Here is a 25,745-nt window from a genome sequence, read left to right as displayed (position 1 = left end):
GGGGGGGGGGCGGGCTCCGGCACCTTTTTTTCCGGGCCCGGGGGCCCCAAAAAAAACCGGTATGTTCCCCCACCCCCCCACCCCTGCGCCCCCACCCCCTGACGTTCACCCGGCCCTGCGCCCCCACCCCCTGACGTTCACCCGGCCCTGCGGCCCCACCCCCTGACGTTCACCCGGCCCTGCGGTGCCCGCTGCCGTCATGCCCCCAGACCGGGGCGGTGGCACCGCGTCTCTCAGTCACCTCGACCTGGTGTTCAGGCCGGAGTCGTTGTGGCATGGCCCCGCCTTCGCGTGCGGCAGGCGTGGGGGCGCTTCCTGGCCGGGCCGCTTGTCGCGCGCATGGCGGCTTTGTCGGACGAGGTGTGGTGACGGGGATGTTGGGTGTGGGTATGGCGAAGGCCCCGCCGGGGGCGGGGCCTTCGGGGTGGGTGGGTCAGGAGTGCTTGCGGAGGCGGAAGGTGAGGCCGAGGGGCTCGTCCGTGAAGGGGTCGCCGTAGGTGTCGTCGGCCTCGCCCGGGGCGAAGTCCGTGGCCAGTACCTCGTCGGAGATCAGCGACCGGTGGTCGGTGAGGGCCTGGCGGACCTCGTCGTCCGCCGTCTCCCAGCGCAGGGCGATGCGGTCCGCGACGTCCAGGCCGCTGTTCTTCCGGGCCTCCTGGATCAGCCGGATCGCGTCACGGGCCAGGCCCGCGCGGCGCAGTTCCGGGGTGATCGCCAGGTCGAGGGCGACGGTCGCGCCCGAGTCCGAGGCCACCGACCAGCCCTCGCGCGGGGTCTCGGTGATGATGACCTCCTCCGGAGAGAGGGCCACCGTCTCGCCGTCGACCTCGACCGAGGCGGTGCCCTCGCGGAGGGCGACCGAGAGGGCGGCGGCGTCCGCGTCGGCGATGGCCTTGGCGACGGGCTGGGTGCCCTTGCCGAAGCGCTTGCCGAGGGCGCGGAAGTTGCCCTTGGCGGTGGTGTCCACCAGGGAGCCGCCGACCTCGGAGAGCGCCGCCAGACCGCTGACGTTGAGCTCCTCGGCGATCTGGGCGCGGAGTTCGGCGTCCAGGGCCTCGAAGCCCGACGCGGCGACGAGAGCGCGGGAGAGCGGCTGGCGGGTCTTCACACCCGACTCGGCGCGCGTCGCACGCCCCAGCTCCACCAGGCGGCGCACCAGCACCATGTGCGAGGAGAGCGCCGGGTCGATCAGCGAGGTGTCCGCCGTCGGCCAGGTCGTGAGGTGGACGGAGTCGGGGGCGTCCGGGGTCACCGGGACGACCAGGTCCTGCCAGACGCGTTCGGTGATGAACGGCACCATCGGGGCCATCAGGCGGGTGATCGTCTCGATCGACTCGTGCAGCGTGCGGAGCGCCGCCGCGTCGCCCTGCCAGAAGCGGCGGCGGGAGCGGCGCACGTACCAGTTCGACAGGTCGTCGACGAAGGCCGAGAGCAGCTTGCCGGCGCGCTGGGTGTCGTAGGACTCCAGAGCCTGGGTGACCTGCTCGGTGAGGGCGTTGAGCTCGCTCAGCAGCCAGCGGTCCAGCAGCGGACGGTCCGCCGGGGCCGGGTCGGCAGCGGACGGGGCCCAGCCGGAGGTGCGGGCGTACAGGGCCTGGAAGGCGACGGTGTTCCAGTAGGTGAGCAGCGTCTTGCGGACGACCTCCTGGATGGTGCCGTGGCCCACCCGGCGGGCCGCCCACGGGGAGCCGCCGGCCGCCATGAACCAGCGGACCGCGTCGGCGCCGTGCTCGTCCATGAGCGGGATCGGCTGGAGGATGTTGCCCAGGTGCTTGGACATCTTCCGGCCGTCCTCGGCGAGGATGTGGCCCAGGCAGACCACGTTCTCGTAGGACGACTTGTCGAAGACCAGGGTGCCGACCGCCATCAGCGTGTAGAACCAGCCGCGGGTCTGGTCGATGGCCTCGGAGATGAACTGCGCCGGGTACCGCTTCTCGAAGATCTCCTTGTTGTGGTACGGGTAGCCCCACTGCGCGAAGGGCATCGAGCCCGAGTCGTACCAGGCGTCGATGACCTCCGGGACCCGGGTCGCCTCCAGCGCGCAGCCGTCGGCGGTGCAGGTGAAGGTGATCTCGTCGATGTACGGACGGTGCGGGTCGAGCTCCGACTGGTCCGTGCCGGTGAGCTCGGAGAGCTCGGTGAGGGAACCGACGCAGGTGAGGTGGTTCTCCTCGCAGCGCCAGATGGGCAGCGGGGTGCCCCAGTAGCGGTTCCGGGACAGCGCCCAGTCGATGTTGTTGTTGAGCCAGTCGCCGAACCGGCCGTGCTTCACGGCCTCCGGGTGCCAGTTGGTGCGCTCGTTCTCGCGCAGCAGGGCGTCCTTGACGGCGGTGGTGCGGATGTACCAGGACGGCTGGGCGTAGTAGAGCAGCGCGGTGTGGCAGCGCCAGCAGTGCGGGTAGCTGTGCTCGTACGGCAGGTGCCGGAAGAGCAGGCCGCGCTCGTCGAGGTCCTTGACCAGCGCTTCGTCGGCCTTCTTGAAGAACCGGCCGCCGATCAGCGGCACGCTCTCCTCGAAGGTGCCGTCCGGGAGGACCGGGTTGACCACCGGGAGGCCGTAGGAGCGGCAGACCTTGAGGTCGTCCTCACCGAAGGCCGGGGACTGGTGGACCAGACCGGTGCCGTCGTCGGTGGTGACGTAGTCGGCGTTGACGACGAAGTGCGCGTTCTCGATGTCGACCAGGGCGAACGGGCGCTCGTAGGTCCAGCGCTCCATCTCGGCGCCGGTGAAGCGCTGACCGGTGGCCTCCCAGCCCTCGCCGAGGGCCTTCTCCAGCAGCGGCTCCGCGACGACCAGCTTCTCCTCGCCGTTCGTCGCGACGATGTAGGTCACCTCGGGGTGCGCGGCGACGGCGGTGTTGGAGACCAGGGTCCACGGGGTGGTCGTCCAGACCAGCAGGGCCGCCTCGCCCGCCAGCGGGCCCGAGGTGACCGGGAAGCGGACGTAGACGGACGGGTCGACGACCGTCTCGTAGCCCTGGGCCAGCTCGTGGTCGGACAGGCCGGTGCCGCAGCGGGGGCACCAGGGGGCGACCCGGTGGTCCTGGACCAGCAGGCCCTTGCCGAAGATCTCCTTCAGCGACCACCAGACGCTCTCCACGTACTGCGGGTCCATGGTGCGGTAGGCGTCGTCCAGGTCGACCCAGTAGCCCATGCGCGTGGTGAGCTCGGCGAAGGCGTCGGTGTGCCGGGTGACCGACTCGCGGCACTTGGCGTTGAAGGCGGCGATGCCGTAGGCCTCGATGTCCTTCTTGCCGTTGAAGCCGAGCTCCTTCTCCACGGCGAGCTCCACGGGCAGGCCGTGGCAGTCCCAGCCGGCCTTGCGGCCCACGTGGTAGCCCTGCATGGTGCGGAACCGGGGGAAGACGTCCTTGAAGACGCGGGCCTCGATGTGGTGGGCGCCGGGCATGCCGTTGGCGGTCGGCGGGCCCTCGTAGAACACCCACTCCGGGCGGCCCTCGGACTGCTCGAGGCTGCGGGCGAAGACCTTGTTCTCGCGCCAGAAGTCGAGCACGGACTGCTCGAGGGCGGGCAGGTCGACCTGGGCGGGTACCTGGCGGTACTGCGGCGTCGTCATCGGGGGTCTCTTCCTCCGGCGGACATGTCGGTTCCGTCGGAGGGACGAGAGCCCGGGGCTCCCGCGGTACCACCCTCCTTGGCCGTGGGCGGTGCCCCCGGCCCCCTCATTGGGACCGCGATGCCGGGTCTACTCGCTCCGGTTGGGGAGCTTTCTTCCGGCGGCTCGGGGGTGATCTTCACGTCGCGCACACCCCCGGGCTCGCACCGTCCCCGGGTCGCTCATGGCTGCGTACGGCGCTACTCGTCCCCTTCCACGCCTTTCGCTGCGCCCAGTGTACGGGGAGTCGCCGACCGGGGCCGCCCCGTTTTCCGGCCCGCGCGGGCCCGGCCGGGGCGGGTGCGGTGTGACCCGGACGGCTCAGCGGGGACACCGGCGCCTGCCGGGGCGGAGCGGGCGCGCGGGGCGGAGGGCGATTACCGGGCCGGGAGCGGGGCACAACGGTTGCAGGTCCGCCCTGTCCGCGCGGTTCGGCAGGTGCCGGGCCTCCCGAGGGCCCCCGACCGGCGGCGTGCCCCGTTGCCGCGGGTCCGGAGTCGATTTATCGTCCCAGCACGATTCGCGTGCGAAATCACAGATTGTGAAGGGGCCGCGGCCATGGTGGCGAAGAAGACCGCCGTGAAGAAGACGGCGTCCGCCAGATCCGCCGGCGGTGCGTCCCGAAATTCACCGCCGAAGAAGAGCACCGTGAAGAAGTCCACCGTCCAGAAGACCGTGGCGGCGCCGCAGGACGGGAAGCCGGCCGCGGCGAAGAAGCGCACGGCCGGCTCGGTGAAACCGGCGCCGGGCGAGACGGCCCCGGTCAAGAAGACCGCGGCCCGGAAGACAGCTGCCGGGAAGACGGCTGCCGGGAAGGCCGCGTCCGGCACGGCACCGGCGAGCAGGACGGCGGCGAGCAAGGCGACGGCCGGCAAGGCTGCGGCGGGCAAGCCCGCGGCCCGGAAGGCGCCGGCGAAAAGGGCGGCCACGGAAAAGGCCGCGGCGAAGAAGCCGGCGGCGAAGAAGTCGACGGCCGTGCGGGCCGCGGAGAAGGCGCCCGCGGCCCGCACGAGCCGGGCCACGAAGACCGTACCGGCGAAGAAGGCCGGAAAGGCGGCGACCGCCGCCCGGAAACCCGCTGACACGACGGGAGCCAGGACGGTGGTTGCGAAGAAGGCACGGGGCGGGGCTTCGTCCGCCAAGTCCGCCAAGAAGGTCCCGGCCGCCGCGGCGGCCGCGGCGACGGCTGTGCCCCCGGCCCGCGCCGGAGCCGGGCCCGGCGAGCTGCCGGTCCGGCCGGAGGAGGAGCCCTGGTCCGAGGAGGAGGTCGCGGAGGCCCGCGCCGAGCTCCAGAATGACGCCCTCCGGCTCGGTGCCGAGATCATCGCGTCCGAGGAGGCGATCACCGGCCTGATGCGCGACTCCGGCGACGGCGCGGGCGACGACCAGGCCGACACCGGCACGAAGAACATCACCCGGGAACACGAGCTGGCCCTCGCCGCCAACGCCCGGGAGATGCTGGAGCAGACCGAGCGCGCCCTGGAACGCCTCGACGCGGGGACCTACGGGCTCTGCGAGTCCTGCGGGAACCCCATCGGCAAGGCGCGGATGCAGGCATTCCCCCGCGCCACGCTCTGCGTCGAGTGCAAGCAGAAGCAGGAGCGCCACTGAACCGTCCGCGGGGGTGTGCCGTACTCTCGTCCTCAGCTCTACGCGGGCGGGGGACGTACCCCCACACGGACAGATACTGAGGGACATACGTGGCAGAGGCGGAGCGGATCATCGGTACTCCAGGTTCCCAGGAGCCGGCGCCGGAGCAGACCGAGGAGCCCGCACCCAGGGGGAAGCGGCGGATCGCGGTGCTGCTGGCGGTCGCCGCGACCGCCTATGCCCTGGATCTGTTCAGCAAGATGCTGGTGGTCGCGAAGCTGGAGCACCACGCGCCGGTGGAGATCGCGGGTGATCTGCTGCGGCTCGTGGCGATCCGCAACCCGGGTGCCGCCTTCGGCATCGGCCAGGCCCTGACCATCGTCTTCAGCCTCATCGCGGCGACGGTGATCGTGGTCATCGCCCGGATCGCCCGCAAGCTGTACAGCGCCCCCTGGGCCATCGCGCTCGGCCTGCTGCTCGGCGGCGCCCTCGGGAACCTCACGGACCGGATCTTCCGGTCCCCGGGCTTCCTCCAGGGCGCCGTGGTGGACTTCATCGCGCCCGCGCACTTCGCGGTCTTCAACCTCGCCGACTCCGCGATCGTCTGCGGCGGGGCCCTGATCGTGATCCTCTCGTTCCGCGGCCTGGACCCGGACGGCACGGTCCACAAGGACTGACCAACGGTCCACGAGCACTGACCAGGAGGACGGGCGTACGAACCGTCTCCGCCGGTCCGGCATACTCGTCCGGGTGAGTACCCTTCCCGAGATCCGCACGCTGCCCGTACCCGACGGCCTGGAGGGCGAGCGCGTCGACGCCGCGATCGCCCGGATGTTCGGCTTCTCCCGGACCAAGGCCGCCGAGCTCGCCGCCTCCGGGAAGGTCCAGATCGACGGCAGCCCGGCCGGCAAGTCCGACCGGGTGAGCGGTGGCGCCTGGCTGGAGGTGGAGCTGCCGCAGGCCGCTCCGCCGGTGCAGATCGTCGCCGAGCCCGTCGAGGGCATGGAGATCGTCCACGACGACGACGACATCGTCGTGATCATGAAGCCGGTCGGCGTCGCCGCCCACCCCAGCCCCGGCTGGACCGGCACCACCGTCATCGGCGGACTGGCCGCCGCCGGCTACCGGATCTCCACCTCCGGCGCGGCCGAGCGGCAGGGCATCGTGCACCGCCTCGACGTGGGCACGTCCGGGCTGATGGTCGTCGCCAAGTCCGAGCGCGCCTACAGCCTGCTCAAGCAGCAGTTCCGCGAGCGCACCGTCGACAAGCGCTACCAGGCCCTCGTCCAGGGCCACCCCGATCCGCTGAGCGGCACCATCGACGCCCCCATCGGCCGGCACCCGAACCACGACTACAAGTGGGCCGTCACCGCCGACGGCAAGCCGAGCGTCACCCACTACGACCTCATCGAGGCGTTCCGCGCCGCCAGCCTGCTCGACATCAAGCTGGAGACCGGCCGCACCCACCAGATCCGGGTGCACATGGCCGCCCACCGGCACCCCTGCGTCGGCGACCTCACCTACGGCGCGGACCCCACGCTCGCCAAGCGGCTGAAGCTCACCCGCCAGTGGCTGCACGCCGTCCGGCTCGGCTTCGAGCACCCCGCCGACGGGCGCTGGGTCGAGTTCGAGAGCGACTACCCCGAGGACCTGCGCAACGCCCTGGAGACCGTGCGCGCGGAGAGCGGATGACCCCGCCGCGCCCCTATGTGATCCGTGTCGCGGGCGAGGCCGACCGGGAGCGCTGTTTCGCCGTGCGCCGGGAGGTCTTCGTCCGCGAACAGGGGGTTCCCGAAGAGGTGGAGCTGGACGCGTACGACGCGGACGCCGTCCATCTGCTCGCCGAGGGCCCCGACGGGCCGCTGGGCACCGCGCGTGTGCTGCACGGCGCGGCGGTGGACCGGAAGTACGGCGCCTCGGGCGTCGACGGGTCGACCACCGCCGCCCTCGGCCGGCTCGCGGTGCGCGGCGCCGCCCGGGGCACGGGACTGGGTGCGGCGCTGGTCCGGGCCGTGGAGGAGCAGGCCCGGCTGCTCGGGCTCGGCGGCGTCCACCTGGAGGCACAGACCTCGGCGCTCGTCTTCTACGAGAAGCTCGGCTACACCGCCCACGGGCCGGTGTTCGACGAGGGCAGCGGCATACCCCACCAGGCGATGCACAAGCTGCTCTGACGGCCCGATGGTGCAGGTCGTGGCAGGCTGGAGCTCTGCCCGGCCGCCCGAACGACTGGAGCGACACCACCGTGGACCAGCTGGCCCTGCTGTTCGCCCTGCTGCTCGGGGCCGTGGTCACGGTGCCGCTCGGCGACCGGCTGGGGCTGCCGTCGCCGGTGCTGATGACGCTGGGCGGGATCGTCCTCGCCCTGCTGCCGTTCGTGCCGAACGTCGACATTCCGCCCGAGTTCATCCTGCCGCTGGTCCTCCCGCCGCTGCTCTACGCCTCGGTGCAGCGCACCTCCTGGCGGCAGTTCACGGCCAACAAGCGGGCGATCTTCCTGCTCGCGGTGGCCCTGGTGTTCGTCTCCACCGCGGCGGTCGCCGCGGTCGCGCAGGCCGTCGTCCCCGGGCTGCCGCTGGCCGCCGCCGTGGTGCTGGGCGCGTTGGTCGCCCCGCCCGACCCCATCGCGGCCACCGCCGTCGCCGGTTCGCTCGGGCTGCCCCGGCGCATGGTGTCGATCCTGGAGGGCGAGGGGCTGTTCAACGACGTCACCGCGATCGTGATCTACCACGCGGCGCTGGCGGCGGCCGTCGGCGGCAGCTTTTCGGCGCCGCGGGCCGCCGGCTCGCTGGTGCTCTCCGCGGTCGTGGCGGTGGCGGTCGGTCTCGCGCTGGGCTGGGTCGCCAACCACCTCATCGGGCTGCTCGGTGACGCGACCCTGCAGATCGGGCTCAGCCTGCTGGTGCCGTTCGTCTCCTACGTCCTGGCCGAGGAGCTCCACGGGTCCGGGGTGCTGGCCGTGCTCACCACCGCGCTGTTCCTCGCCGAGCGCACCGCCGACGCCGACGACGTCCTGGGACGGCTGGCCGGCAACACCTTCTGGGGAGTCGTAGACACCCTGGTCACCGGTGTGGCCTTCGGGCTCATCGGCCTGGAGCTGCACAACCTGTTCGGCACCGCCTCCGGCCGCTGGGGCCAGCTGCTGGGCGCCAGCGCCGTCGTCGTCGGTGTCGTGGTGGGTGTCCGGCTGCTCTGGCTGCTGCCCGCCGCCTGGCTGGCCCGCCGGATGCACCGCCGCCGGGACATCGCCGAGGACATCCCGCTGACCTGGCGGGAGACCGTCGTCATGTGGTGGGCCGGGATGCGGGGTGTCGCCTCGGTCGCCCTGGCGCTCGCCATCCCGCTGACCGTCGACGGCGGCGGCCCGTTCCCCGCCCGCGAGGAGATCCTCTTCATCGCGTTCGCCGTGGTCATGGCCACCCTGGTGCTGCAGGGGCTGACCCTGCCGTGGCTGGTCAGACGGCTCGGCGTGCGGGCCGACACCGACGCCGAACGCGAACACGAGCGCGTCCTCGCGCTGCGCGTCGCCAAGGCCGCCAAACGCCGGCTCCGGGAGATCGAGCAGGTGGAGGAGCTGCCGGAGGAGCTGTCCGAGCTGCTGCTGCGCCGGGCGTACGAGATCGGGGTGCGCATCTCCCCGGACATCATCGACGACGAGCGGCGGGAGACCCAGGAGAAGCGGATCGAGCGCGTCCGGCGGGTGCAGCGGATCCAGGCGGAGATGCTGTCCGCGGCCCGCCACGAGGTGCTGGCGGCGCGCAGCGAGCCGGGAGCGGACCCCGAGGTGGTGGACCGGGTGCTGCACGAGCTCGATGTCCGCAGTCTCCGGGGGACCCCGCCGTAGACTGCGATTCGATCTTCCGAAGGAGGGGGCCGGTCGCATGGCGCGCACTGTGGTGATCAGCGGGGGCGGTACAGGCATCGGGCTGGCCACGGCGAGAGCGTTCGCCCGGGACGGCGACCGGGTGGTGCTGCTCGGGCGGCGGGCCGAGGTCCTCGAGCAGGCCGCGGCCGCGGTGCCCGGCGCGGTCGCCCGGCCCGTGGACCTGACCGACCCGGGGCAGACGCAGGAGGCGGCGCGGTTCATCTGCGAGCGCTTCGGTGCCGTGGACGTCCTGGTCAACAACGCGGGCGGGAACGGCGGCCTGGAGCCGCCGCCGGACACCGCCGATCCGCTGGCCGCCGTCGCCCACGACTGGACCGTCAACTTCCGGATGAACGTGCACACCGCGGTGCTGCTGACCGAGGCGCTCCGTGACCACCTGGCCTCGCCGGGCGGGCGGGTGCTGTTCCTGAGCTCCATCGCCGCACTCCGCGGCTCGGGGTCCCACCCCTACGCCTCCGCCAAGGCGGCCCTGCACCCGTACGCCCAGGCCCTCGCCCGGGCGCTGGGGCCGCGCGGCGTCACGGTGAACCTGGTCGCCCCCGGCTATGTCGAGGAGACGGGCTTCTTCGGCGGGGCCCTGCCCGACGAACGGCACGACGCGCTGGTCGCCGAGACGCTCACCGGACGGGCCGGAACCCCCGGGGACGTGGCGGAGACGCTGCACTGGCTCGCCTCGGCGGCGGCCGGCCACATCACCGCCCAGGTGATTCAGGTCAACGGCGGCGCCGAGCGCGGCCGTTAGGGCCGGGGGACTCGAACAGCACGTCGTCCTGGGGTTCGCCGTCCCGAGGGGTGTCCTGCTGGGGCGGCAGCACCGCCGGGGCGGTCGAGACCCGCGGCAGCGCGTACGGGTGCTCGTCCCGCAGCCAGGCGATCATCCGCTCCCGGACGTCGCAGCGCACCGTCCACAGCGAATCCGAGTCCCGCGCGGTGACCAGCGCCCGGACCTCCATGGTGGTCGGGCCGGTGTCGGTGACCACGAGCGCCCAGTCCCGGCCGTCCCAGGCCGGGCAGTCCTGCACGATCTCGTGCGCCTTCTCCCGCATGGCCTCCACCGGCGCGGTGTGGTCGAGCTGGAAGAAGACCGTGCCGGTCATCTGTGCCCCGCCGCGCGACCAGTTCTCGAACGGCTTGCTCGTGAAGTAGGACACCGGCATGGTGATCCGCCGCTCGTCCCAGGTCTTCACGGTCAGGAAGGTCAGGGTGATCTCCTCGACCGTCCCCCACTCCTCGTCCACCACGACCGTGTCGCCGATCCGCACCATGTCGCCGAAGGCGATCTGCAGCCCGGCGAAGAGGTTGCCCAGCGTGGACTGTGCGGCGATACCGGCGACGATGCCCAGCAGACCGGCCGACGCCAGCATCGAGGTCCCGACCGCCCGCATCTCGGGGAAGGTCAGCAGCATCGCGGCCGCCGCCACCACACCGACGATCGCGGTGACCACCCGCTGGATCAGCGTCACCTGGGTGCGCACCCGGCGCACCCGGGCGGGGTCGCGGGTCGCCGTGGCGTAGCGGGAGTAGGTGGACTCCACGATCGCGGTGGCGATCCGTATCACCAGCCAGGCCGTCGCTCCGATCAGCACCAGGGTGAGCAGCTGACCGATCGCGGCGGTGTGGCTCCGGGCCAGGTGAGCCTGACCGTACGAACCGCGCAGCAGTGCCGCGCAGAGCACGAACTGCAAGGGGATGCGGCAGCGGCGCAGCAGACCCCACAGCGGGGTCTCCGGGTGGCGGGCGTCGCTCCGGCGCAGGCCTTGGTCGACGAGCCAGCCGATCACCAGGGTGATCGCGACCGAGCCGCCGATCACGAGCACCGGACGCAGCACGTCCTCCATGGACACCTCAGCTCCTTTCAACGCTTACGGCAGTCCGCGTACCCACGACCGTAGCTGGCACGATGTGAGAAGTGCGATACACCGAGAGCTAAGGGAATCCAGGTGCCGTCCTCCTCGACCATTGTTCTGTTCCACTCGGCCCACGGCCTGCGTCCGGCCGTCGGGGCGGCTGCCGACCGGCTCCGCGCCGCCGGGCACGAGGTCCATGTGCCGGACCTGTACGACGGGCGCACGGCCGACACGGTCGAGGAAGGCATGGCGATCAAGGATGAGATCGGCCAGGACGAGCTGCTGCGGCGCGCCGTCACCGCCGTGGCGCCGCTCTCCGACCGCGGGCTGGTCTACGCGGGCTTCTCGCTCGGCGGCTCCATCGCCCAGAATCTCGCCCTGGCCGACGAGAAGGCCCGCGGCCTGCTGCTCCTGCACGGCACCTCCGACCTCGCCGACGACGCCTCGACCGACGAGCTGCCGGTCCAGCTGCACGTCGCCGACCCCGACCCGTTCGAGCCGCAGGACTGGCTGAACGCCTGGTACCTGCGGATGCGGCGGGCCGGGGCGGACGTGGAGGTCTACCGCTACCCGGGTGCCGGGCACATCTTCACCGACCCCGGGCTGCCGGACTACGACGCCGAGGCGGCGGAGTCGCTCTGGCCGGTGGCGCTGGCCTTCCTCGCGGAGCTCTGACACGGATCCCGGGGCGGTCCGTGCCGCCTTCCGGCAGGGCGGCACGCGGAACGCCCCGCCGCACTGGGGGTGCGACGGGGCGTTCCGGGCTGCGTGCCGCGCGGGCGGTGGATCAGCTGGCGCGGTAGGCGTACCAGGACTGGGTCATCCGCTCGACCTGACCCGGGGTGAAGAGGGTCATGCACGAGTCGTACGTGTAGTCCATGAAGTTGCGGATCGGGTCGAGGCCCTCCGCGGCACAGGTGTCACGGCCGACCGGGCACGCGAACGCGGGGCTCGCCTCGGGGGCGGTGTCGGCGACGTAGTCGTTCGGCTCCGAGCAGCCGTCCTGGAAGGTGTGGTACAGGCCCATCCAGTGACCGACCTCGTGGGTGGCGGTGTCGCCCTCGTTGTAGTCCGCGGCCGAGCCGCCGGGCAGCGACTCGTCCAGGACGACGACGCCGTCCATCTTCGGGTCGTCCGGGTACCACTCGGGGAAGGTCGCCCAGCCGAGCAGACCGCCGCCGAGGCCCGCGGTGTAGATGTTGAGCGCGCTGGAGCCGCCCTTGCGGAGCTTGGTCTTCATGTCACGCTCGGCGGAGCCGTCCGGCTCCATGCCGTTGTACCACTCGGCACTCTCGGTGTAGTCGGTCTTGACCAGCTTGAACTTGAACTGGCTGGCGGTGTTGCCGTCGCCCTGGCCGGCGAAGGCCTCGTTGAGGACCTTCATCTGGCCCTCGACGTCCGCGGCGCCGAGCTTGCCCTTGTCACCGTCGTGCACCACGTGGAAGTACACGGGGATCGTGGTCGACGCGGCCGCCTTGGCCGCCAGCAGCTTGCCCTGGGGCGACTTGCGGAGCTGGCCGACTCTTCGCTGCAGGTCTCTGTCCATGGCCTCGGCCTCGGAGGCGGAGACGTCGTTCGGCTCCTGTGCGGTGGCGTTGCCCAGGCCGCTCGCCGGGTCCGCCTTCCGCGCCGTCGCGCTCGGGGCGCTGCCGTCGGGGCACTTCTCGGCCTTGGTCCCGGAGGGGGCCTTGGCGTTCACGGCGCCGGCTGTGGGGGTCAGCGGGGTGAAGGCCAGGGCGCCCGCCAGCAGGGCGGTGCCGATGAGACGTTGGCGAAGACGCGGGGATATTCGGGCCGTTGCGCGCATCTGGGCTCCTCGCGGACACGGTGTCAGGTGGGATTTCCGCCTGCCGTGCCGGGAGATTACGAGGCGGCGTGAGAGCTTCAGCAGGTCCTAACTGGCCCAATCAAACGTCTGGGGCAATTGGGGCGTTGGGGAGAGATCTACCGACACTCTGGGCACTGTGAGACACGTCCGTAACGCCCGAGGTGGCGGGAGAGAGTGGTGTGTCCCCAATCGTTCCGCGGAACACACCACTCCCAGCGACGGAGTCACGGTCCGGTATACGGAACGGGACTGGCCGGAAAACGGCGTTCAGCGGACGGGTTCGTGTACGCGCTCCACTTTCTGGGTGCCGGAGAGGGTGCGGTAGGAGCGCGTCCACTCCGACGTGGCGTTGCGGTCGGACTTGTCGGAGATCACGTAGTAGTCCATCTGGGTCCGCTCGGCGGTGACGTCGAGGACGCCGTAGCCGTGCGAGTCCATGTCCACCCACTTCACATGGCGGTTCGCGGCCCGGATGGCCGTCGCGGCGGCCAACGACAAGGTGTGCGGGGCGACATGGAGGATCTCGTCGAGGTTGTCGGAGGTCACCGACGTCACCACGAACTCGGTCGCGGCGGAGGCGGAGACCGGGTACGTCGCGGCCTTGACCGGCACATCGGTGGCCCAGGCCATGTGGATGTCACCGGTGAGGAAGACCGTATTGCTGATCGACCGGTCGCGCAGGTGGGCGAGCAGTTCACGCCGGTCGTCGGTGTAGCCGTCCCACTGGTCGACGTTGATCGCCAGCCCTTCCTTGGGCAGCCCCATCAGCTCGGCGAGCGGCCCGAGCAGATGCGCCGGGAGGGAGCCGAAGGCCACCGGGGAGATCATCACCGAGGTGCCGACGAGCTTCCAGGGGGCGTCGGAGGAGGCGAGGCCCGCCTTCAGCCAGTCGAGCTGGGCGCGGCCGGTGATCGTCCGGTTGGGGTCGTCCACCCCGCCGTTGCCGATCTTCGACGGCTCCGAGCGGAAGGAGCGCAGGTCGAGCAGGTGCAGATCGGCGAGCTTGCCGAAGCGCAGCCGGCGGTAGGTGGTGCCGGAGGTCGAGGTCCGCACCGGCATCCACTCGAAGTAGGCCTGCTTGGCGGCGGCCACGCGCTGGGCCCAGTCGCCCTCGGCGCCCGGGGTGTGGTTTTCCGCGCCGCCGGACCAGGCGTCGTTGGCGAACTCGTGGTCGTCCCAGATCGCCACGATCGGGTGGGCGGCCTGGAGCTGCTGGAGGTCGGGGTCGGTCTTGTACGCGCCGTGCCGGACGCGGTAGTCGGCCAGCGTGGTGATCTCGTGGGTGGGGGAGTGCGGGCGCACGACGTACTTGGGCTCCGGGTAGATCCCGGTGGCGTACTCGTAGATGTAGTCGCCGAGGTGGAGGACCGCGTCGAGGTCGGTGCGCGCGGCGAGGTGGCGGTACGCGGAGAAGTAGCCGGACTCCCAGTTGGCGCAGGAGACCACGCCGAACCGCGGGGCGTGCGAGGCGTCGTCGTGCGCGGGGGTGGTGCGGGTCCGGCCCACGGCGGAGTGCACCCCGTCGACGGTGAAGCGGAACCAGTACGGGGTGGCGGGGCGCAGCCCGCGCACATCGGCCTTGACGGTGTGGTCGGAGGCGGCCTTCGCGGTCGTGGTGCCGTTCGCCACGACCTTGCTGAACGCCTTGTCCTCGGCGACCTCCCAGCGCACCGCGACATCCGGGCCCTTGCCGGAGCCGGGCACGGCGTCGGGGGTGGGGGTCACCCGGGTCCACAGGAGGACGCCGTCGGGCAGCGGGTCACCGGAGGCGACACCGTGCAGGAAGGCGGGGGCCGCCCCGGCTGCCGTCGCCTGGGGGGCGGTGGCCAGCGGTATGAGGGCGGCGGAGGCGGCCGCGGCTTTGACGACCGTGCGGCGTGAGGTGGTGTCAGGAAGAAGATCGGTCACGGCCGATCACATTACTGGCTAGTACTGCAAACAGGTGGGTAGAAATCATAAGTTTGCCCACCTGTCACCGAACGGTCGGACGGCGGCCGAGCGGTGGGGGCGGGCCGCCCGTCCGCGCCTCGGGTGGCGGGCCTTTCCGTGGGCCCGGCCGCAGGAGATTTCCGGGGGATCGGAAGGCTGCTGCGTCGTCGGACGAGCGGGCGGCCGGCCAAGACAGCGGCCCCGTCCGGCGGTTGCCGGAGCATCCCGGGCAACCGCCGGACGGGGCCGGCGAGTCATGTACGGCATACGGTGGGCGGTGCCGCGGGGAGACCTCCCCGTCGACCGGTGCTCGCCGGATGCCGTTCCGCTACTTCTTGTCCGCCTTCTTGTAGGCGTAGTCGAATGCCTCCGGCGTCGTGATGGGGGTCCTCGGGTCGTTGCCCGGGGCCAGCATCTTCGTGCCGTTGAGCTTGAAGGCCGGGGTGCCGTTGATGTCCTTCACACCCTGGAACTTGGCCGACATCTTGAGCGCCCACGGGTCGTAGGTCCCGTTCTTCAGGGCCTTCTTGAACGACGCATTGTTCTTGAGCGCCGGCACCTGCTGGGCAATCTCGATCAGACGGCTGTCCTTGCCGAAGGCGTCGTCCTGCTCCGACGGGTGGTTCTTCAGGGAGAAGAGCGCCTTCTTGTAGTCCAGGAAGGCCTCCGGGCTGACGTTCACCGCTGCCCCCAGCGCGCTGAGAGCGTTCTTGGAGCCTGTGCCGGGCACGTTGTTGTCGATGAAGGTGCCGATGGTGAACGACAGCTTGTACTTGCCGTCCTCCATCTCCTTGCGGACCTGCTCACCCGTGCTCTGCTCGAAGGTCGCGCAGACGGGGCAGCGCGCGTCCTCGAACACCTCCAAGGTCTTCTTCGCGTTCTTCTCCCCGATGATGATGTCGGTGCCGTTCTTGCCCGAGGTGTTGGCCGGGGCGACGAACTTCTTCTTCTTGGGGCCCGACTGCCAGCCGGCGGCGCTCGCACTGCTGCCGTCCTCGGCGTTCATCTTGGTGACGGCCACGCCGATACCGGCGGCTATGCCCAGCACAGCGACGATCGAGGTGCCGACGATCAGCTGTCGGCGGATCTTGTCCTTCTTCGCCTGGCGCTCGCGCTCCGCGCGCATGCGCTCGCGGGCCGCCTGCTTGTTGGCCTGGCTGTTGCGGTTGCTCATCGTGGTGTTCCTGCTCCGTCGTCGGAATGAAAAGAGGGACTGCTGTGCCGGGTGAGGCTTCAGGGAGCCACCGGGCACGGCGGTCCGCGCCGTCCGACGGAGTGGGCGAGCATCGGGTGCGTACGGGCCGTGGGCAGCGGCGGGACCGGCCGGAGCCGGGCACGCGCCGGTACGTCGCCCGCCAGCACCGAGGCGACCGCGATCAGCAGCGGCCGGAAGGTGAGTGTGGCGACGGCCCGCAGCAGCCGGGCGAGAGCGGCCTCGCCGCGCCGGAGCCAGGCCGCCGCGACGAGACCCACCGCGACATGGACGGCCAGCAGCAGCCAGGGCAGCGCCGGGTCGACGGTGACGTGCGGGATTCCCGGACCGGCGTCGCGGCCAGTCATGCGGGCCAGCGGGGTGCCGAAGTCGCCTCCGCTGCACAGCAGATCCACCCCGACCGAACGCAGCGGCCCGGCGACCGGGCCGCCCGCCCGGCCGTAACAGGCGTGCTGGCCGGTGGTGAACACGGTGTCCGCGGCGAGCTCCAGGGGGATCAGCAGTGCGGCGATCCGTACGAAGCCGCGCTCCCGGCCGGCCAGGGCGTACGCGATCGCATACACCCCGGCGGTGAGCGCGGCGACGGTCGCCACCGGCAGCGGCACGCCGGACAGCAGGACGTGCGAGGCAGCGGACAGGGTCACGCAGAGCGCTGTGAACAGCGCCGCGCGCAGTGCCCGCAGTGGTGCCCCGAATATGTCCATCGCGGAGAGTGTGCCATGAGCGCAGATAAGAGGTACCTAAACGACTGCACTCCGACCGATGCTGCGGCTCCCACAGGGCACGAGTGCGGGACGGTGCTGTCTGAATCAGCCCCTCTAGCGGCATTCGCAGCTCATCTGATCAGATGCCCCATTTGTCCCGTTAGAGCGAGTTGCTTTACCGTTGAGTCGGTATAGCGAGTGGGGCGGGAGTGGGCGCACCCTGTTGTGCGCCCACTCGATGCCGATGACAGTCAGTCAATCAGCCGAAGCGGCGGGCTTGGCTGCCAGGGTTATGCCCTTCCGCGCTTAGTGGCACAGGAGCGGTCGTTCTGGAGGCAAATTTGAACGGTCACCTTTTTGCCTTCAGCGATCGACAGATTCTTGCGTGCGCATGCATTGCCGGATCCGTTGTCGTCAAGCGGAATGTAGTGCGATCCGTTCCGGTCGATCCAGATGATACGACCGTTGGCGCTCAGGCCGTCTGCTCTGTTGTCGCAGACGGTGAAGATTTCACCGTCTGCGTGGAATCCGGCGGCAGCGCCGTTGAACGGGTCGGTCGTGTCGACGTAGACGTTGGTTCCGGCTGCAGCAGGGCTGCTGACCAGCATGACCGCTGCAGCAGCTGCGCCGATCGCTGCGGCCAGCCCCTTGGTGTTCAACTTCACGTTTCCCCCACTATTTTCTTGTTCTATTGGTCGCATGTGAGCGGAAGGCCGATGGCTTCCGCTCACATGTTCTATATACTTCCTCAAGTGATCGCGCAGTGTCAAGCAGTTACTGTGGCGCTCCGAAAGGTGCGTATATTCTGCGCAATGTCAGCGATGAGCATTTTGCGTTGATGTGGGATTTTGTGGCACGAGAATGGGCCGACGCCCTTTGGGGGCGTCGGCCCATGTGTCTGCTGAGTGGGACTTATCTGTGGGGCAGCTTTAAGGTGCCTGGGAAATGGTCGGGCTTATCCATTCGCGGCGTTGCGATATTCTCCGTGCGCGGGAAGAATGCCAATGTCATGCCGCGACCTCTGCCCGTCTGATTCCGCGGGGCAGGCGTCCCCGAAGCCGGAATGGCCCTACACCCCCGGAATCCGGCCGTTGCGGAACAGGTCGACGAAGATCTGGTGGTCGGCCCGGGCCCGCGCGCCGTAGGAGTGCGCGAAGTCCGTCAGCAGCCGTACGAAGCCCTCCTCGTCGGCCGCGATCGCCGCGTCGATGGCGCGCTCCGTGGAGAACGGGACCAGCGAGTGGCCGCTCTCGTCGTCCGCCGCCGCGTGCATCGTGGCGGTGGCCCGCCCCAGGTCGGCCACGACCTCGGCGATCTCGGCCGGATCGTCGATGTCGGACCAGTCCAGGTCGACGGCGTACGGCGAGACCTCGGCGACCAGCTGACCCGCCCCGTCCAGCTCGGTCCACCCCAGCCACGGGTCGGCGTGGTCCTGCAGGGCGCGCTGCGAGATGACCGTGCGGTGCCCCTCGTGCCGGAAGTAGGAGCGCACCGCCTCGTCGGTGATGTGCCGGGACACCGCCGGGGTCTGCGCCTGCTTCATGTAGATCACGACGTCGTTCTCCAGGGCGTCGCTGTTGCCCTCCAGGAGGATGTTGTACGAGGGCAGGCCCGCGCTGCCGATCCCGATGCCGCGGCGGCCGACGACGTCCTTGACCCGGTAGGAGTCCGGGCGGGTCAGGCTGGACTCCGGGAGGGTCTCCAGGTAGCCGTCGAAGGCGGCGAGCACCTTGTAACGGGTGGCCGCGTCCAGCTCGATCGTGCCCCCGCCGGGGGTGAAGCGGCGCTCGAAGTCCCGGATCTCGGTCATCGAGTCCAGCAGACCGAAACGGGTGACGGAGCGCGCCACCCGCAGCGCGTCGAGCAGCGGGCCCTCGGCGGAGTCGAGCGTGAAGGGCGGCACCTCGTCGTCCTTGGCGCCGGTGGCCAGGGCGTGGATCCGCTCGCGGTAGGCGGTGGCGTAGGTGCGGACCAGGTCGCTGATCATCTCGTCGCTGAGGGCCTTGGTGTAGCCGATCAGGGCGACGGAGGCGGCGAAGCGCTTCAGGTCCCAGGTGAAGGGGCCGACGTACGCCTCGTCGAAGTCGTTGACGTTGAAGACCAGCCGGCCGTTGGCGTCCATGTAGGTGCCGAAGTTCTCGGCGTGCAGATCACCGTGGATCCAGACCCGGGAGGTCCGGTCGTCGAGGAACGGACCGCCCTCGCCGTCCTTCAGGTCGTTGTAGAAGAGGCAGGCCGTGCCGCGGTAGAACGCGAAGGCCGAGGCCGCCATCTTCCGGAACTTGACCCGGAAGGCGGCCGGGTCGGCGGCGAGCAGCTGCCCGAAGGCGGTGTCGAAGACGGCGAGGATCTCCTCGCCGCGCTGCTCGGCCTGGGCGGCCGGGGCCTGCTGGGACGACATCGCGGTACGCCTCCTGGTGCGTGGCGGGTGGGACGGACGGTCCGCCGCCGGGCGCTGCGGCACGGCACACGGACCATCAACAGGTGCAACGGGCGAGGCTACCGCCGAGTGCCCACTCCGGGGGGTGAGGCCGGCGCAAGTGACCCCTTCGCTGTCGGTGCGGAGACGTAGACTTCCCACCCGTCGCCCCGTCCTGTCTTCGACCCTCGCTGGAGGTCCTCCGCCGTGGCCAAGCCGCCCTTCACGCACCTGCACGTCCACACCCAGTACTCGCTGCTGGACGGTGCCGCGCGGCTCAAGGACATGTTCAAGGCGTGCAATGAAATGGGCATGTCCCATATCGCGATGACGGACCACGGCAACCTGCACGGAGCGTACGACTTCTTCCAGCAGGCGACCGCGGCCGGTGTCACGCCGATCATCGGGATCGAGGCGTACGTCGCCCCCGAGTCCCGGCGGAACAAGCGGCGCATCCAGTGGGGTCAGCCGCACCAGAAGCGGGACGACGTGTCCGGTTCCGGTGGATACACGCACAAGACCATCTGGGCGGCGAACAGCACCGGTCTGCACAACCTCTTCCGGCTCTCCTCCGACGCCTACAAGGAGGGCTGGCTGACGAAGTGGCCCCGGATGGACAAGGAGGTCATCGCCGAGCACGCCGAGGGCCTGATCGCGTCCACCGGCTGCCCGTCCGGCGAGGTGCAGACCAGGCTCCGCCTCGGCCAGGACGAGGAGGCCCTGAAGGCCGCCGCCGAGTACCAGGAGATCTTCGGCAAGGAGCGGTACTTCCTGGAGCTGATGGACCACGGCATCGAGATCGAGCGCCGCGTCCGGGACGGCCTGCTGGAGATCGGCAAGAAGCTCGGCATCCCGCCGCTGGTCACCAATGACTCGCACTACACCTACTCGCACGAGTCGAGCGCCCACGACGCGCTCCTGTGCATCCAGACCGGCAAGAACCTCTCCGACCCGGACCGCTTCCGGTTCGACGGCACCGGCTACTACCTCAAGTCGACCGACGAGATGTACGCCGTCGACTCCTCCGACGCCTGGCAGGAGGGCTGCGCCAACACCCTGCTGGTGGCGCAGCAGATCGACACCGACGGCTGGTTCGACAAGCGCGACCTGATGCCGCGCTTCGACGTCCCCGAGGGCTACACCGAGGTCACCTGGTTCCGCGAGGAGGTCAAGCGGGGCATGGCCCGCCGCTTCCCCGGCGGGGTGCCCGAGGACCGGCAGTCGCTGGTCGAGTACGAGATGGACATCATCATCCAGATGGGGTTCCCCGGGTACTTCCTCGTCGTCGCCGACTTCATCATGTGGGCGAAGAACAACGGGATCGCGGTGGGTCCGGGACGTGGCTCCGCGGCCGGCTCGATCGTCTCGTACGCCATGGGCATCACCGACCTCGACCCGATCGAGCACGGGCTGATCTTCGAGCGGTTCCTCAACCCCGAGCGCGTCTCCATGCCCGATGTCGACATCGACTTCGACGAGCGCAGGCGCTCCGAGGTGATCCGGTACGTCACCGAGAAGTACGGCGCCGACAAGGTCTGCATGATCGGCACCTACGGCACCATCAAGGCCAAGAACGCGATCAAGGACTCCGCGCGGGTGCTGGGGTACCCGTACGCGATGGGCGACCGGCTCACCAAGGCCATGCCCGCGGACGTCCTCGGCAAGGGCATCTCGCTCTCCGGCATCACCGACTCCTCCCACCCCCGCTACAGCGAGGCGGGCGAGATCCGGGGGATGTACGAGAACGAGCCGGACGTCAAGAAGGTCATCGACACCGCGCGCGGCGTGGAGGGCCTGGTCCGGCAGATGGGCGTGCACGCCGCGGGCGTGATCATGTCCAGCGAGACGCTCACCGACCACATCCCGGTCTGGGTGCGGCACTCCGACGGCGTCACCATCACCCAGTGGGACTACCCCACCTGTGAGTCGCTCGGCCTGCTCAAGATGGACTTCCTGGGCCTGCGGAACCTCACCATCATGGACGACGCGGTCAAGATGGTCCGCGCCAACAAGGGCATCGACCTCAAACTGCTCGACCTGCCGCTGGACGACCCCAAGACCTACGAACTGCTCTGCCGCGGTGACACCCTCGGCGTCTTCCAGTTCGACGGCGGCCCCATGCGCTCCCTGCTGCGCATGATGAAGCCCGACAACTTCGAGGACATTTCCGCGGTCTCGGCCCTGTACCGGCCGGGCCCGATGGGCATGAACTCGCACATCAACTACGCCCTGCGGAAGAACGGCCAGCAGGAGATCACCCCGATCCACCCCGAGCTCGAGGAGCCCCTGAAGGAGGTCCTCGACATCACCCACGGCCTGATCGTGTACCAGGAGCAGGTGCAGAAGGCCGCCCAGGTGCTCGCGGGCTACTCGCTCGGCCAGGCCGACCTGCTGCGCCGGGCGATGGGCAAGAAGAAGAAGGAAGTCCTCGACGCCGAGTTCGTCAACTTCCAGAAGGGCGCGCGGGACAAGGGCTTCTCGGACGAGGCCATCCAGGCCGTGTGGGACGTGCTGGTCCCGTTCGCCGGATACGCGTTCAACAAGGCGCACTCCTCGGCGTACGGGCTGGTCACCTACTGGACCGCCTACCTCAAGGCCAACTACCCGGCCGAGTACATGTCGGCGCTGCTCACCTCGGTGCGCGACGACAAGGACAAGTCGGCGATCTACCTCAACGAGTGCCGCCGCATGGGCATCAAGGTGCTCCCGCCCAACGTCAACGAGTCCGAGGCGAACTTCGCCGCCCAGGGCGACGACGTGATCCTGTTCGGTCTGACCGCGGTCAGGAACGTCGGTCAGAACGTGGTCGATTCGATCATCCGCTGCCGCAAGTCGAAGGGGAAGTACACCTCGTTCCCCGACTTCCTGGACAAGGTCGAGGCCGTCGTCTGCAACAAGCGGACCGTCGAATCGCTGATCAAGGCGGGCGCCTTCGACGAGATGGGCCACACCCGCAAGGGGCTCACCGCGCACTACGAGCCGATGATCGACAACGTGGTCCAGGTCAAGCGCAAGGAGGCCGAGGGGCAGTTCGACCTGTTCGGCGGCATGGGCGACGACTCGGCCGACGACGGCCCCGGCTTCGGCCTCGACGTCGAGTTCTCCGACATCGAGTGGGACAAGGCGTATCTGCTGGCGCAGGAGCGCGAGATGCTCGGCCTCTACGTCTCCGACCACCCGCTGTTCGGCATCGAGCACGTGCTGAACGACAAGGCCGACGCGGCCATCTCCCAGCTCACCGGCGGTGAGCACTCCGACGGCGCGATCGTGACCATCGGCGGCATCATCTCCGGCCTCCAGCGGAAGATGACCAAGCAGGGCAACGCCTGGGCCATCGCCACCGTCGAGGACCTGGCGGGCTCGATCGACTGCATGTTCTTCCCCGCCACCTACCAGCTGGTGTCGACCCAGCTCGTCGAGGACACGGTCGTCTTCGTCAAGGGGCGCCTGGACAAGCGGGAGGACGTCCCCCGGCTCGTCGCCATGGAGCTGATGGTCCCCGACCTGTCGGAGGCCTCCGCCAACGCGCCGGTGACGATCACCATTCCGACGGTGAAGGTCACCCCGCCGCTGGTGGAGAAGCTCGGTGAGGTCCTCACCCACCACCGGGGCTCCACCGAGGTGCGGATCCGCCTCCAGGGGGCCCGCAAGACCACCGTGCTCCGGCTCGACCGGCACCGGGTCACCGCCGATCCGGCGCTCTTCGGCGATCTCAAGGTGCTGCTCGGACCGGCCTGCCTGGCCGGCTGACGGGCCGCGCTCGGCCCGGTAGGCGTCCCAGCAAGGCCCACGAGACAGCGAAGGGGGCGCGCCCAGTACGGGGCGCGCCCCCTTGTGCGTCCTCGCCTCCGGCGCCGGAGGTCAGTTGTGGCCGAAGCGCTTCTGGCTCTTCCGGCTGGGCATGTCCGCCGGGGTGGGCTGCGGCTGCCGGTCCTGGGCGTCGGCGGGGCCGCCCGCCTGCTGCTCGCCGCGCTCCACGGCACCGCCGCGCTGCGGCTCCCGGCGGCGTTCTCGGTTCTTGTTCCTGGCCATGATCGTGCCTCCTGTCGGGGGGTCTCTGGACCTGGCCTGCGGCCCGGCGGGACGCCGGGGGTTGCTGAGGGGGCCTTGCGCGGTGAGCGCAAGGACCCCTTGGCGCATCCACGCTCGCACGCCCCGACAATGAACGCATGTCGGACAATTACCCTGAGTGAAAAGGGCCGCTGGGCCTGCCGGACCCCGATCCGCCACGCCGATGATCGAGTTCCCACTGATAAGGCCCGCGGGGTCGGGCAGACTCGAAGGAAAACAGCATTGCCGTTACCGGGGGCGACGGACTCACGAAAGAGGGTGCAACGTGGACCGCTGCGTCGTCCTGGTGGACGCCGGCTACCTGTTGGGCGCCGCCGCGAGCCTCCTCGCCGGGGAACCCGCCCGGTCCCGGATCACGGTGGACCACGCCGCGCTCATCCAGGGGCTGCGGGAGCGCGCCGAGGCCGACACCGAACGCCCCCTGCTGCGCATCTACTGGTTCGACGGCGCCCCCGACCGCGTGCCGCAGCCGGACCACCGCAGGCTGCGCGTCATGCCCCGGGTGACCGTCCGGCTCGGCGCCCTGACCCGCAGCGACGGCCGCTGGGCGCAGAAGGGCGTCGACGCCGCGATGCACGCCGAACTCACCGAACTCGCCCGCAACCGGGCCTGTTCCGACATCGTGCTGGTCACCGGCGACGGCGATCTGCTGCCCGGGCTGATGGACGCCAAGGAGCACGGCGTCGCCGTCCACCTGTGGGCCGTCCAGGCCGCCGACGGCGACTACAACCAGTCCGAGGACCTCGTCGCCGAGGCCGACGAGCGCCGCGTCCTGGACCGGGAGTGGATCACCCGGGCCGTCCGTGCCAAGGACCTCTTCGGCAGCTGCCCCACGCAGCCCGCTCCCGGCCCGGAGATCGCTGCGATCCTCTCCGCGCCCCTCCCCGAGGCCGCCTCCTCCGGCAGCCGGGCCGCAGCCGCCGACGTGCCCTCCGCCAACGGCTCCTCGGCCGGAGCGCCCTCCGCCGCGCCCCCGTCCCCCGGTCCGCACCCGGCCGAGCCCGCCGGCGTCCGGGGCGTTCCCACCCCCAAGGACCTGGCCGGGCTCGGCCGCGCCCACGCCGGTCAGGCCGCGCACCCGCCCCAGCAGCCCGCGGGGGCCACCCTCCGCTGGTCCTCCGACAAGGGGTGGGTCGAACGCGGCGGCCCGGCCGAATCCCCCGAGACCGCCGCCCTCCCCACCCTCGCCCAGCTCACCAGCGCCGAGCAGCGCTGGGCGGACCGCGAGGAGGACATCACCGCCGTCAGCGGCGACCCGTTCGAGGTGGGGCAGGTCTTCGCCCGGCGCTGGACCGAGCGGCTGTCCACCGGAGCCCACCTCCAGCAGGTCTCCCGGGAGTACCCGCGGATCCCGCACCGGATCGACGGCGAGCTGCTCCGCTACGCCGCGCGCTTCGGCCTGCTCGCCCACAAGGACGACCAGATCGACGAGCACGACCGCTACGCGATCCGCGCGGGATTCTGGCGCGAGGTCGACACGCGCACCGCCGCGGACCGCAATACGCCCGGGGACTGAACCGCGCGGGGCGGACGAATCGCCCCCGACGGCCGGAGCGCCGGTCCGGACGCGTACCCTCAATGCTCGTGAGGACGGGCACAGCACAGGCAGGGCACGGCATCGGGGCCGGAGCGGCGGGCGCCGCGCCCGCGTGCTCGGTGCGCGGCCTGGTCAAGACCTATCCCGCGGCGCGCGCCCGCCGGGGCCGGCCCGCCGCTCCCGCCGTCCGCGCCAGCGACGGCATCACCCTCGACATCCACCGCGGCGAGATCTTCGGCCTGCTCGGCCCGAACGGGGCCGGCAAGTCCACCCTCGTCCGCCAGCTCACCGGACTGATGCGGCCCGACGCGGGCACCGTCCGGGTGCTCGGCCACGACCTGGTCCGGCACCCCGACCGGGCCGCGCGGCTGGTCGGCTACCTCGGGCAGGAGTCCACCGCCCTCGACGAGCTGACGGTCGCCCTCGCGGCCGAGACCACCGGCCGGCTGCGCGGCCTGGACACCCGCTCGGCCCGCGCCGAGCGGGACGCCGTCCTGGACGAGCTCGGCCTCACCGAGATCGCCGGCCGCCCGCTCAAGAAGCTCTCCGGCGGCCAGCGGCGGCTCGCGTGCTTCGCCGCGGCCCTGGTGGGCGACCGCCCGGTGCTCGTCCTGGACGAGCCGACGACCGGCATGGACCCCGTCGCCCGGCGGGCCGTCTGGGCCGCCGTGGACCGCCGGCGGGCCGAGCGCGGCGCGACCGTGCTGCTCGTCACCCACAACGTCATCGAGGCGGAGACCGTCCTCGACCGGGTCGCCGTGCTGGAGCGCGGCAAGGTCATCGCCTGCGACACGCCGAACGGGCTCAAGGCCCTCGTCGCCGACGAGGTGCGGCTGGAGCTGGTCTGGCGGGACCGCGCCCCGCTGGAGGTGCCCGAGGTGGCCGCGCTGCAGGCCTCCGCGCGGGAGGCGGGCCGCCGCTGGGTGCTGCGGCTCTCCACCGACGAGGCGCGGGCCGCCGTGGCCGCCGTCACCGGGGGTTCGGCGTTCGCGGCACTCGACGATTTCACCCTCGTCACGCCCAGCCTGGAGGATGTCTACCTGGCGCTGGGCGGCCGCACGGAAGGCCTGGTGAAGGGATGACCGGCACCGTCGCCCGTGCCGTCCGG

At 70.8% G+C, this 25,745-nt stretch carries 19 protein-coding genes; 10 read left to right on the top strand and 9 right to left on the bottom strand.

Translation table 11 applies throughout. From position 1 onward, the window contains the following. Nucleotides 1-433: 433 nt before the first annotated feature. Nucleotides 434-3,577, bottom strand: coding sequence for an isoleucine--tRNA ligase (gene ileS / locus ACFYYR_RS22275; RefSeq protein ID WP_388856136.1), 3,144 nt, complete (start codon nucleotides 3,575-3,577; stop codon nucleotides 434-436). A 597-nt stretch (nucleotides 3,578-4,174) separates the two neighbouring features. Between ileS and ACFYYR_RS22270 the strand changes: the two genes are divergently transcribed. From ACFYYR_RS22270 to ACFYYR_RS22245, 6 genes are all read left to right on the top strand, one after another. After that, nucleotides 4,175-5,227 (top strand): TraR/DksA family transcriptional regulator, encoded by a 1,053-nt coding sequence (locus tag ACFYYR_RS22270; RefSeq protein ID WP_388856134.1) that lies wholly within the window; start codon nucleotides 4,175-4,177, stop codon nucleotides 5,225-5,227. An 89-nt stretch (nucleotides 5,228-5,316) separates the two neighbouring features. Then, nucleotides 5,317-5,883, top strand: a complete 567-nt coding sequence (gene lspA, locus ACFYYR_RS22265) for a signal peptidase II (RefSeq protein ID WP_388856131.1) — start codon at nucleotides 5,317-5,319, stop codon at nucleotides 5,881-5,883. Between the two features lie 73 nt (nucleotides 5,884-5,956). Further along, nucleotides 5,957-6,898, top strand: coding sequence for an RluA family pseudouridine synthase (locus tag ACFYYR_RS22260; protein WP_351512862.1), 942 nt, complete (start codon nucleotides 5,957-5,959; stop codon nucleotides 6,896-6,898). Beyond that, nucleotides 6,895-7,377: a GNAT family N-acetyltransferase gene (locus tag ACFYYR_RS22255; protein ID WP_388856129.1), complete on the top strand. Its 483-nt coding sequence runs from the start codon at nucleotides 6,895-6,897 to the stop codon at nucleotides 7,375-7,377. The genes ACFYYR_RS22260 and ACFYYR_RS22255 overlap by 4 nt, the downstream gene beginning before the upstream one ends. 71 nt (nucleotides 7,378-7,448) lie before the next feature. Continuing rightward, nucleotides 7,449-9,047, top strand: a complete 1,599-nt coding sequence (locus ACFYYR_RS22250; RefSeq protein WP_388856126.1) for a Na+/H+ antiporter — start codon at nucleotides 7,449-7,451, stop codon at nucleotides 9,045-9,047. 37 nt (nucleotides 9,048-9,084) lie between these two features. Next, complete coding sequence (locus ACFYYR_RS22245; RefSeq protein ID WP_388856123.1) at nucleotides 9,085-9,831, top strand: SDR family NAD(P)-dependent oxidoreductase; 747 nt, start codon at nucleotides 9,085-9,087, stop codon at nucleotides 9,829-9,831. Here the strand turns inward: ACFYYR_RS22245 and ACFYYR_RS22240 are convergent. Continuing rightward, the gene (locus ACFYYR_RS22240) at nucleotides 9,803-10,927 is read right to left on the bottom strand and encodes a mechanosensitive ion channel family protein (RefSeq protein ID WP_388856322.1); all 1,125 of its coding nucleotides are present in this window, start codon (nucleotides 10,925-10,927) and stop codon (nucleotides 9,803-9,805) included. The two genes, ACFYYR_RS22245 and ACFYYR_RS22240, sit on opposite strands and share 29 nt — an antisense overlap. 102 nt (nucleotides 10,928-11,029) lie before the next feature. On the opposite strand from ACFYYR_RS22240, the gene ACFYYR_RS22235 reads away from it, so the two are divergent. Further along, on the top strand, nucleotides 11,030-11,611 hold the full coding sequence (locus ACFYYR_RS22235; RefSeq protein ID WP_388856120.1) for a dienelactone hydrolase family protein: 582 nt from the start codon (nucleotides 11,030-11,032) through the stop codon (nucleotides 11,609-11,611). A 112-nt stretch (nucleotides 11,612-11,723) separates the two neighbouring features. Here ACFYYR_RS22235 and ACFYYR_RS22230 read toward each other — a convergent pair whose 3' ends face one another. The 6 genes from ACFYYR_RS22230 to ACFYYR_RS22205 all read right to left on the bottom strand — a co-directional run bounded on the left by ACFYYR_RS22230 (nucleotide 11,724) and on the right by ACFYYR_RS22205 (nucleotide 19,011). Further along, entirely contained in the window at nucleotides 11,724-12,743 is a 1,020-nt protein-coding gene (locus ACFYYR_RS22230; protein WP_388856118.1) for a zinc metalloprotease, read from the bottom strand. A 288-nt stretch (nucleotides 12,744-13,031) separates the two neighbouring features. After that, nucleotides 13,032-14,672, bottom strand: coding sequence for an alkaline phosphatase D family protein (locus ACFYYR_RS22225; protein ID WP_388856116.1), 1,641 nt, complete (start codon nucleotides 14,670-14,672; stop codon nucleotides 13,032-13,034). Between the two features lie 349 nt (nucleotides 14,673-15,021). Then, a complete protein-coding gene (locus ACFYYR_RS22220; protein WP_388856113.1) occupies nucleotides 15,022-15,867 on the bottom strand; it encodes a thioredoxin domain-containing protein in 846 nt (281 codons plus the stop codon). 59 nt (nucleotides 15,868-15,926) lie between these two features. Continuing rightward, a complete protein-coding gene (locus ACFYYR_RS22215) occupies nucleotides 15,927-16,610 on the bottom strand; it encodes a hypothetical protein (RefSeq protein ID WP_388856111.1) in 684 nt (227 codons plus the stop codon). 290 nt (nucleotides 16,611-16,900) lie between these two features. Continuing rightward, nucleotides 16,901-17,275, bottom strand: coding sequence for a hypothetical protein (locus ACFYYR_RS22210; RefSeq protein ID WP_388856108.1), 375 nt, complete (start codon nucleotides 17,273-17,275; stop codon nucleotides 16,901-16,903). Nucleotides 17,276-17,679: 404 nt separating this feature from the next. Next, a complete protein-coding gene (locus ACFYYR_RS22205; RefSeq protein WP_388856105.1) occupies nucleotides 17,680-19,011 on the bottom strand; it encodes a DUF2252 domain-containing protein in 1,332 nt (443 codons plus the stop codon). 225 nt (nucleotides 19,012-19,236) lie between these two features. On the opposite strand from ACFYYR_RS22205, the gene dnaE reads away from it, so the two are divergent. After that, on the top strand, nucleotides 19,237-22,779 hold the full coding sequence (gene dnaE / locus ACFYYR_RS22200) for a DNA polymerase III subunit alpha (protein WP_388856102.1): 3,543 nt from the start codon (nucleotides 19,237-19,239) through the stop codon (nucleotides 22,777-22,779). A 111-nt stretch (nucleotides 22,780-22,890) separates the two neighbouring features. On the opposite strand, the gene ACFYYR_RS22195 is transcribed toward dnaE, so the two are convergent. Continuing rightward, nucleotides 22,891-23,061, bottom strand: coding sequence for a hypothetical protein (locus ACFYYR_RS22195; RefSeq protein WP_388856100.1), 171 nt, complete (start codon nucleotides 23,059-23,061; stop codon nucleotides 22,891-22,893). Between the two features lie 304 nt (nucleotides 23,062-23,365). Between ACFYYR_RS22195 and ACFYYR_RS22190 the strand changes: the two genes are divergently transcribed. Then, nucleotides 23,366-24,616: an NYN domain-containing protein gene (locus ACFYYR_RS22190; protein WP_388856097.1), complete on the top strand. Its 1,251-nt coding sequence runs from the start codon at nucleotides 23,366-23,368 to the stop codon at nucleotides 24,614-24,616. 101 nt (nucleotides 24,617-24,717) lie between these two features. Then, nucleotides 24,718-25,719, top strand: coding sequence for an ABC transporter ATP-binding protein (locus ACFYYR_RS22185; protein ID WP_388856319.1), 1,002 nt, complete (start codon nucleotides 24,718-24,720; stop codon nucleotides 25,717-25,719). Nucleotides 25,720-25,745 lie beyond the last annotated feature (26 nt).

The sequence above is a fragment of the Streptomyces sp. NPDC001922 genome (assembly GCF_042891165.1).
In the GTDB taxonomy this organism is placed as follows: domain Bacteria; phylum Actinomycetota; class Actinomycetes; order Streptomycetales; family Streptomycetaceae; genus Streptomyces.
The sequence above is the reverse complement of the archived record's forward strand: the minus strand, read 5'-3'. Positions and strand labels throughout refer to the sequence as shown.

Excerpts from the sequence above, each read along its gene's own strand:
- ileS (WP_388856136.1), bottom strand. The coding sequence starts at position 3,577 with ATGACGACGCCGCAGTACCGCCAGGTACCCGCCCAGGTCGACCTGCCC.
- ACFYYR_RS22270 (WP_388856134.1), top strand. The coding sequence starts at position 4,175 with ATGGTGGCGAAGAAGACCGCCGTGAAGAAGACGGCGTCCGCCAGATCC.
- ACFYYR_RS22255 (WP_388856129.1), top strand. The coding sequence starts at position 6,895 with ATGACCCCGCCGCGCCCCTATGTGATCCGTGTCGCGGGCGAGGCCGAC.
- ACFYYR_RS22245 (WP_388856123.1), top strand. The coding sequence starts at position 9,085 with ATGGCGCGCACTGTGGTGATCAGCGGGGGCGGTACAGGCATCGGGCTG.
- ACFYYR_RS22240 (WP_388856322.1), bottom strand. The coding sequence starts at position 10,927 with ATGGAGGACGTGCTGCGTCCGGTGCTCGTGATCGGCGGCTCGGTCGCG.
- ACFYYR_RS22230 (WP_388856118.1), bottom strand. The coding sequence starts at position 12,743 with ATGCGCGCAACGGCCCGAATATCCCCGCGTCTTCGCCAACGTCTCATC.
- ACFYYR_RS22220 (WP_388856113.1), bottom strand. The coding sequence starts at position 15,867 with ATGAGCAACCGCAACAGCCAGGCCAACAAGCAGGCGGCCCGCGAGCGC.
- ACFYYR_RS22215 (WP_388856111.1), bottom strand. The coding sequence starts at position 16,610 with ATGGACATATTCGGGGCACCACTGCGGGCACTGCGCGCGGCGCTGTTC.
- ACFYYR_RS22205 (WP_388856105.1), bottom strand. The coding sequence starts at position 19,011 with ATGTCGTCCCAGCAGGCCCCGGCCGCCCAGGCCGAGCAGCGCGGCGAG.
- ACFYYR_RS22195 (WP_388856100.1), bottom strand. The coding sequence starts at position 23,061 with ATGGCCAGGAACAAGAACCGAGAACGCCGCCGGGAGCCGCAGCGCGGC.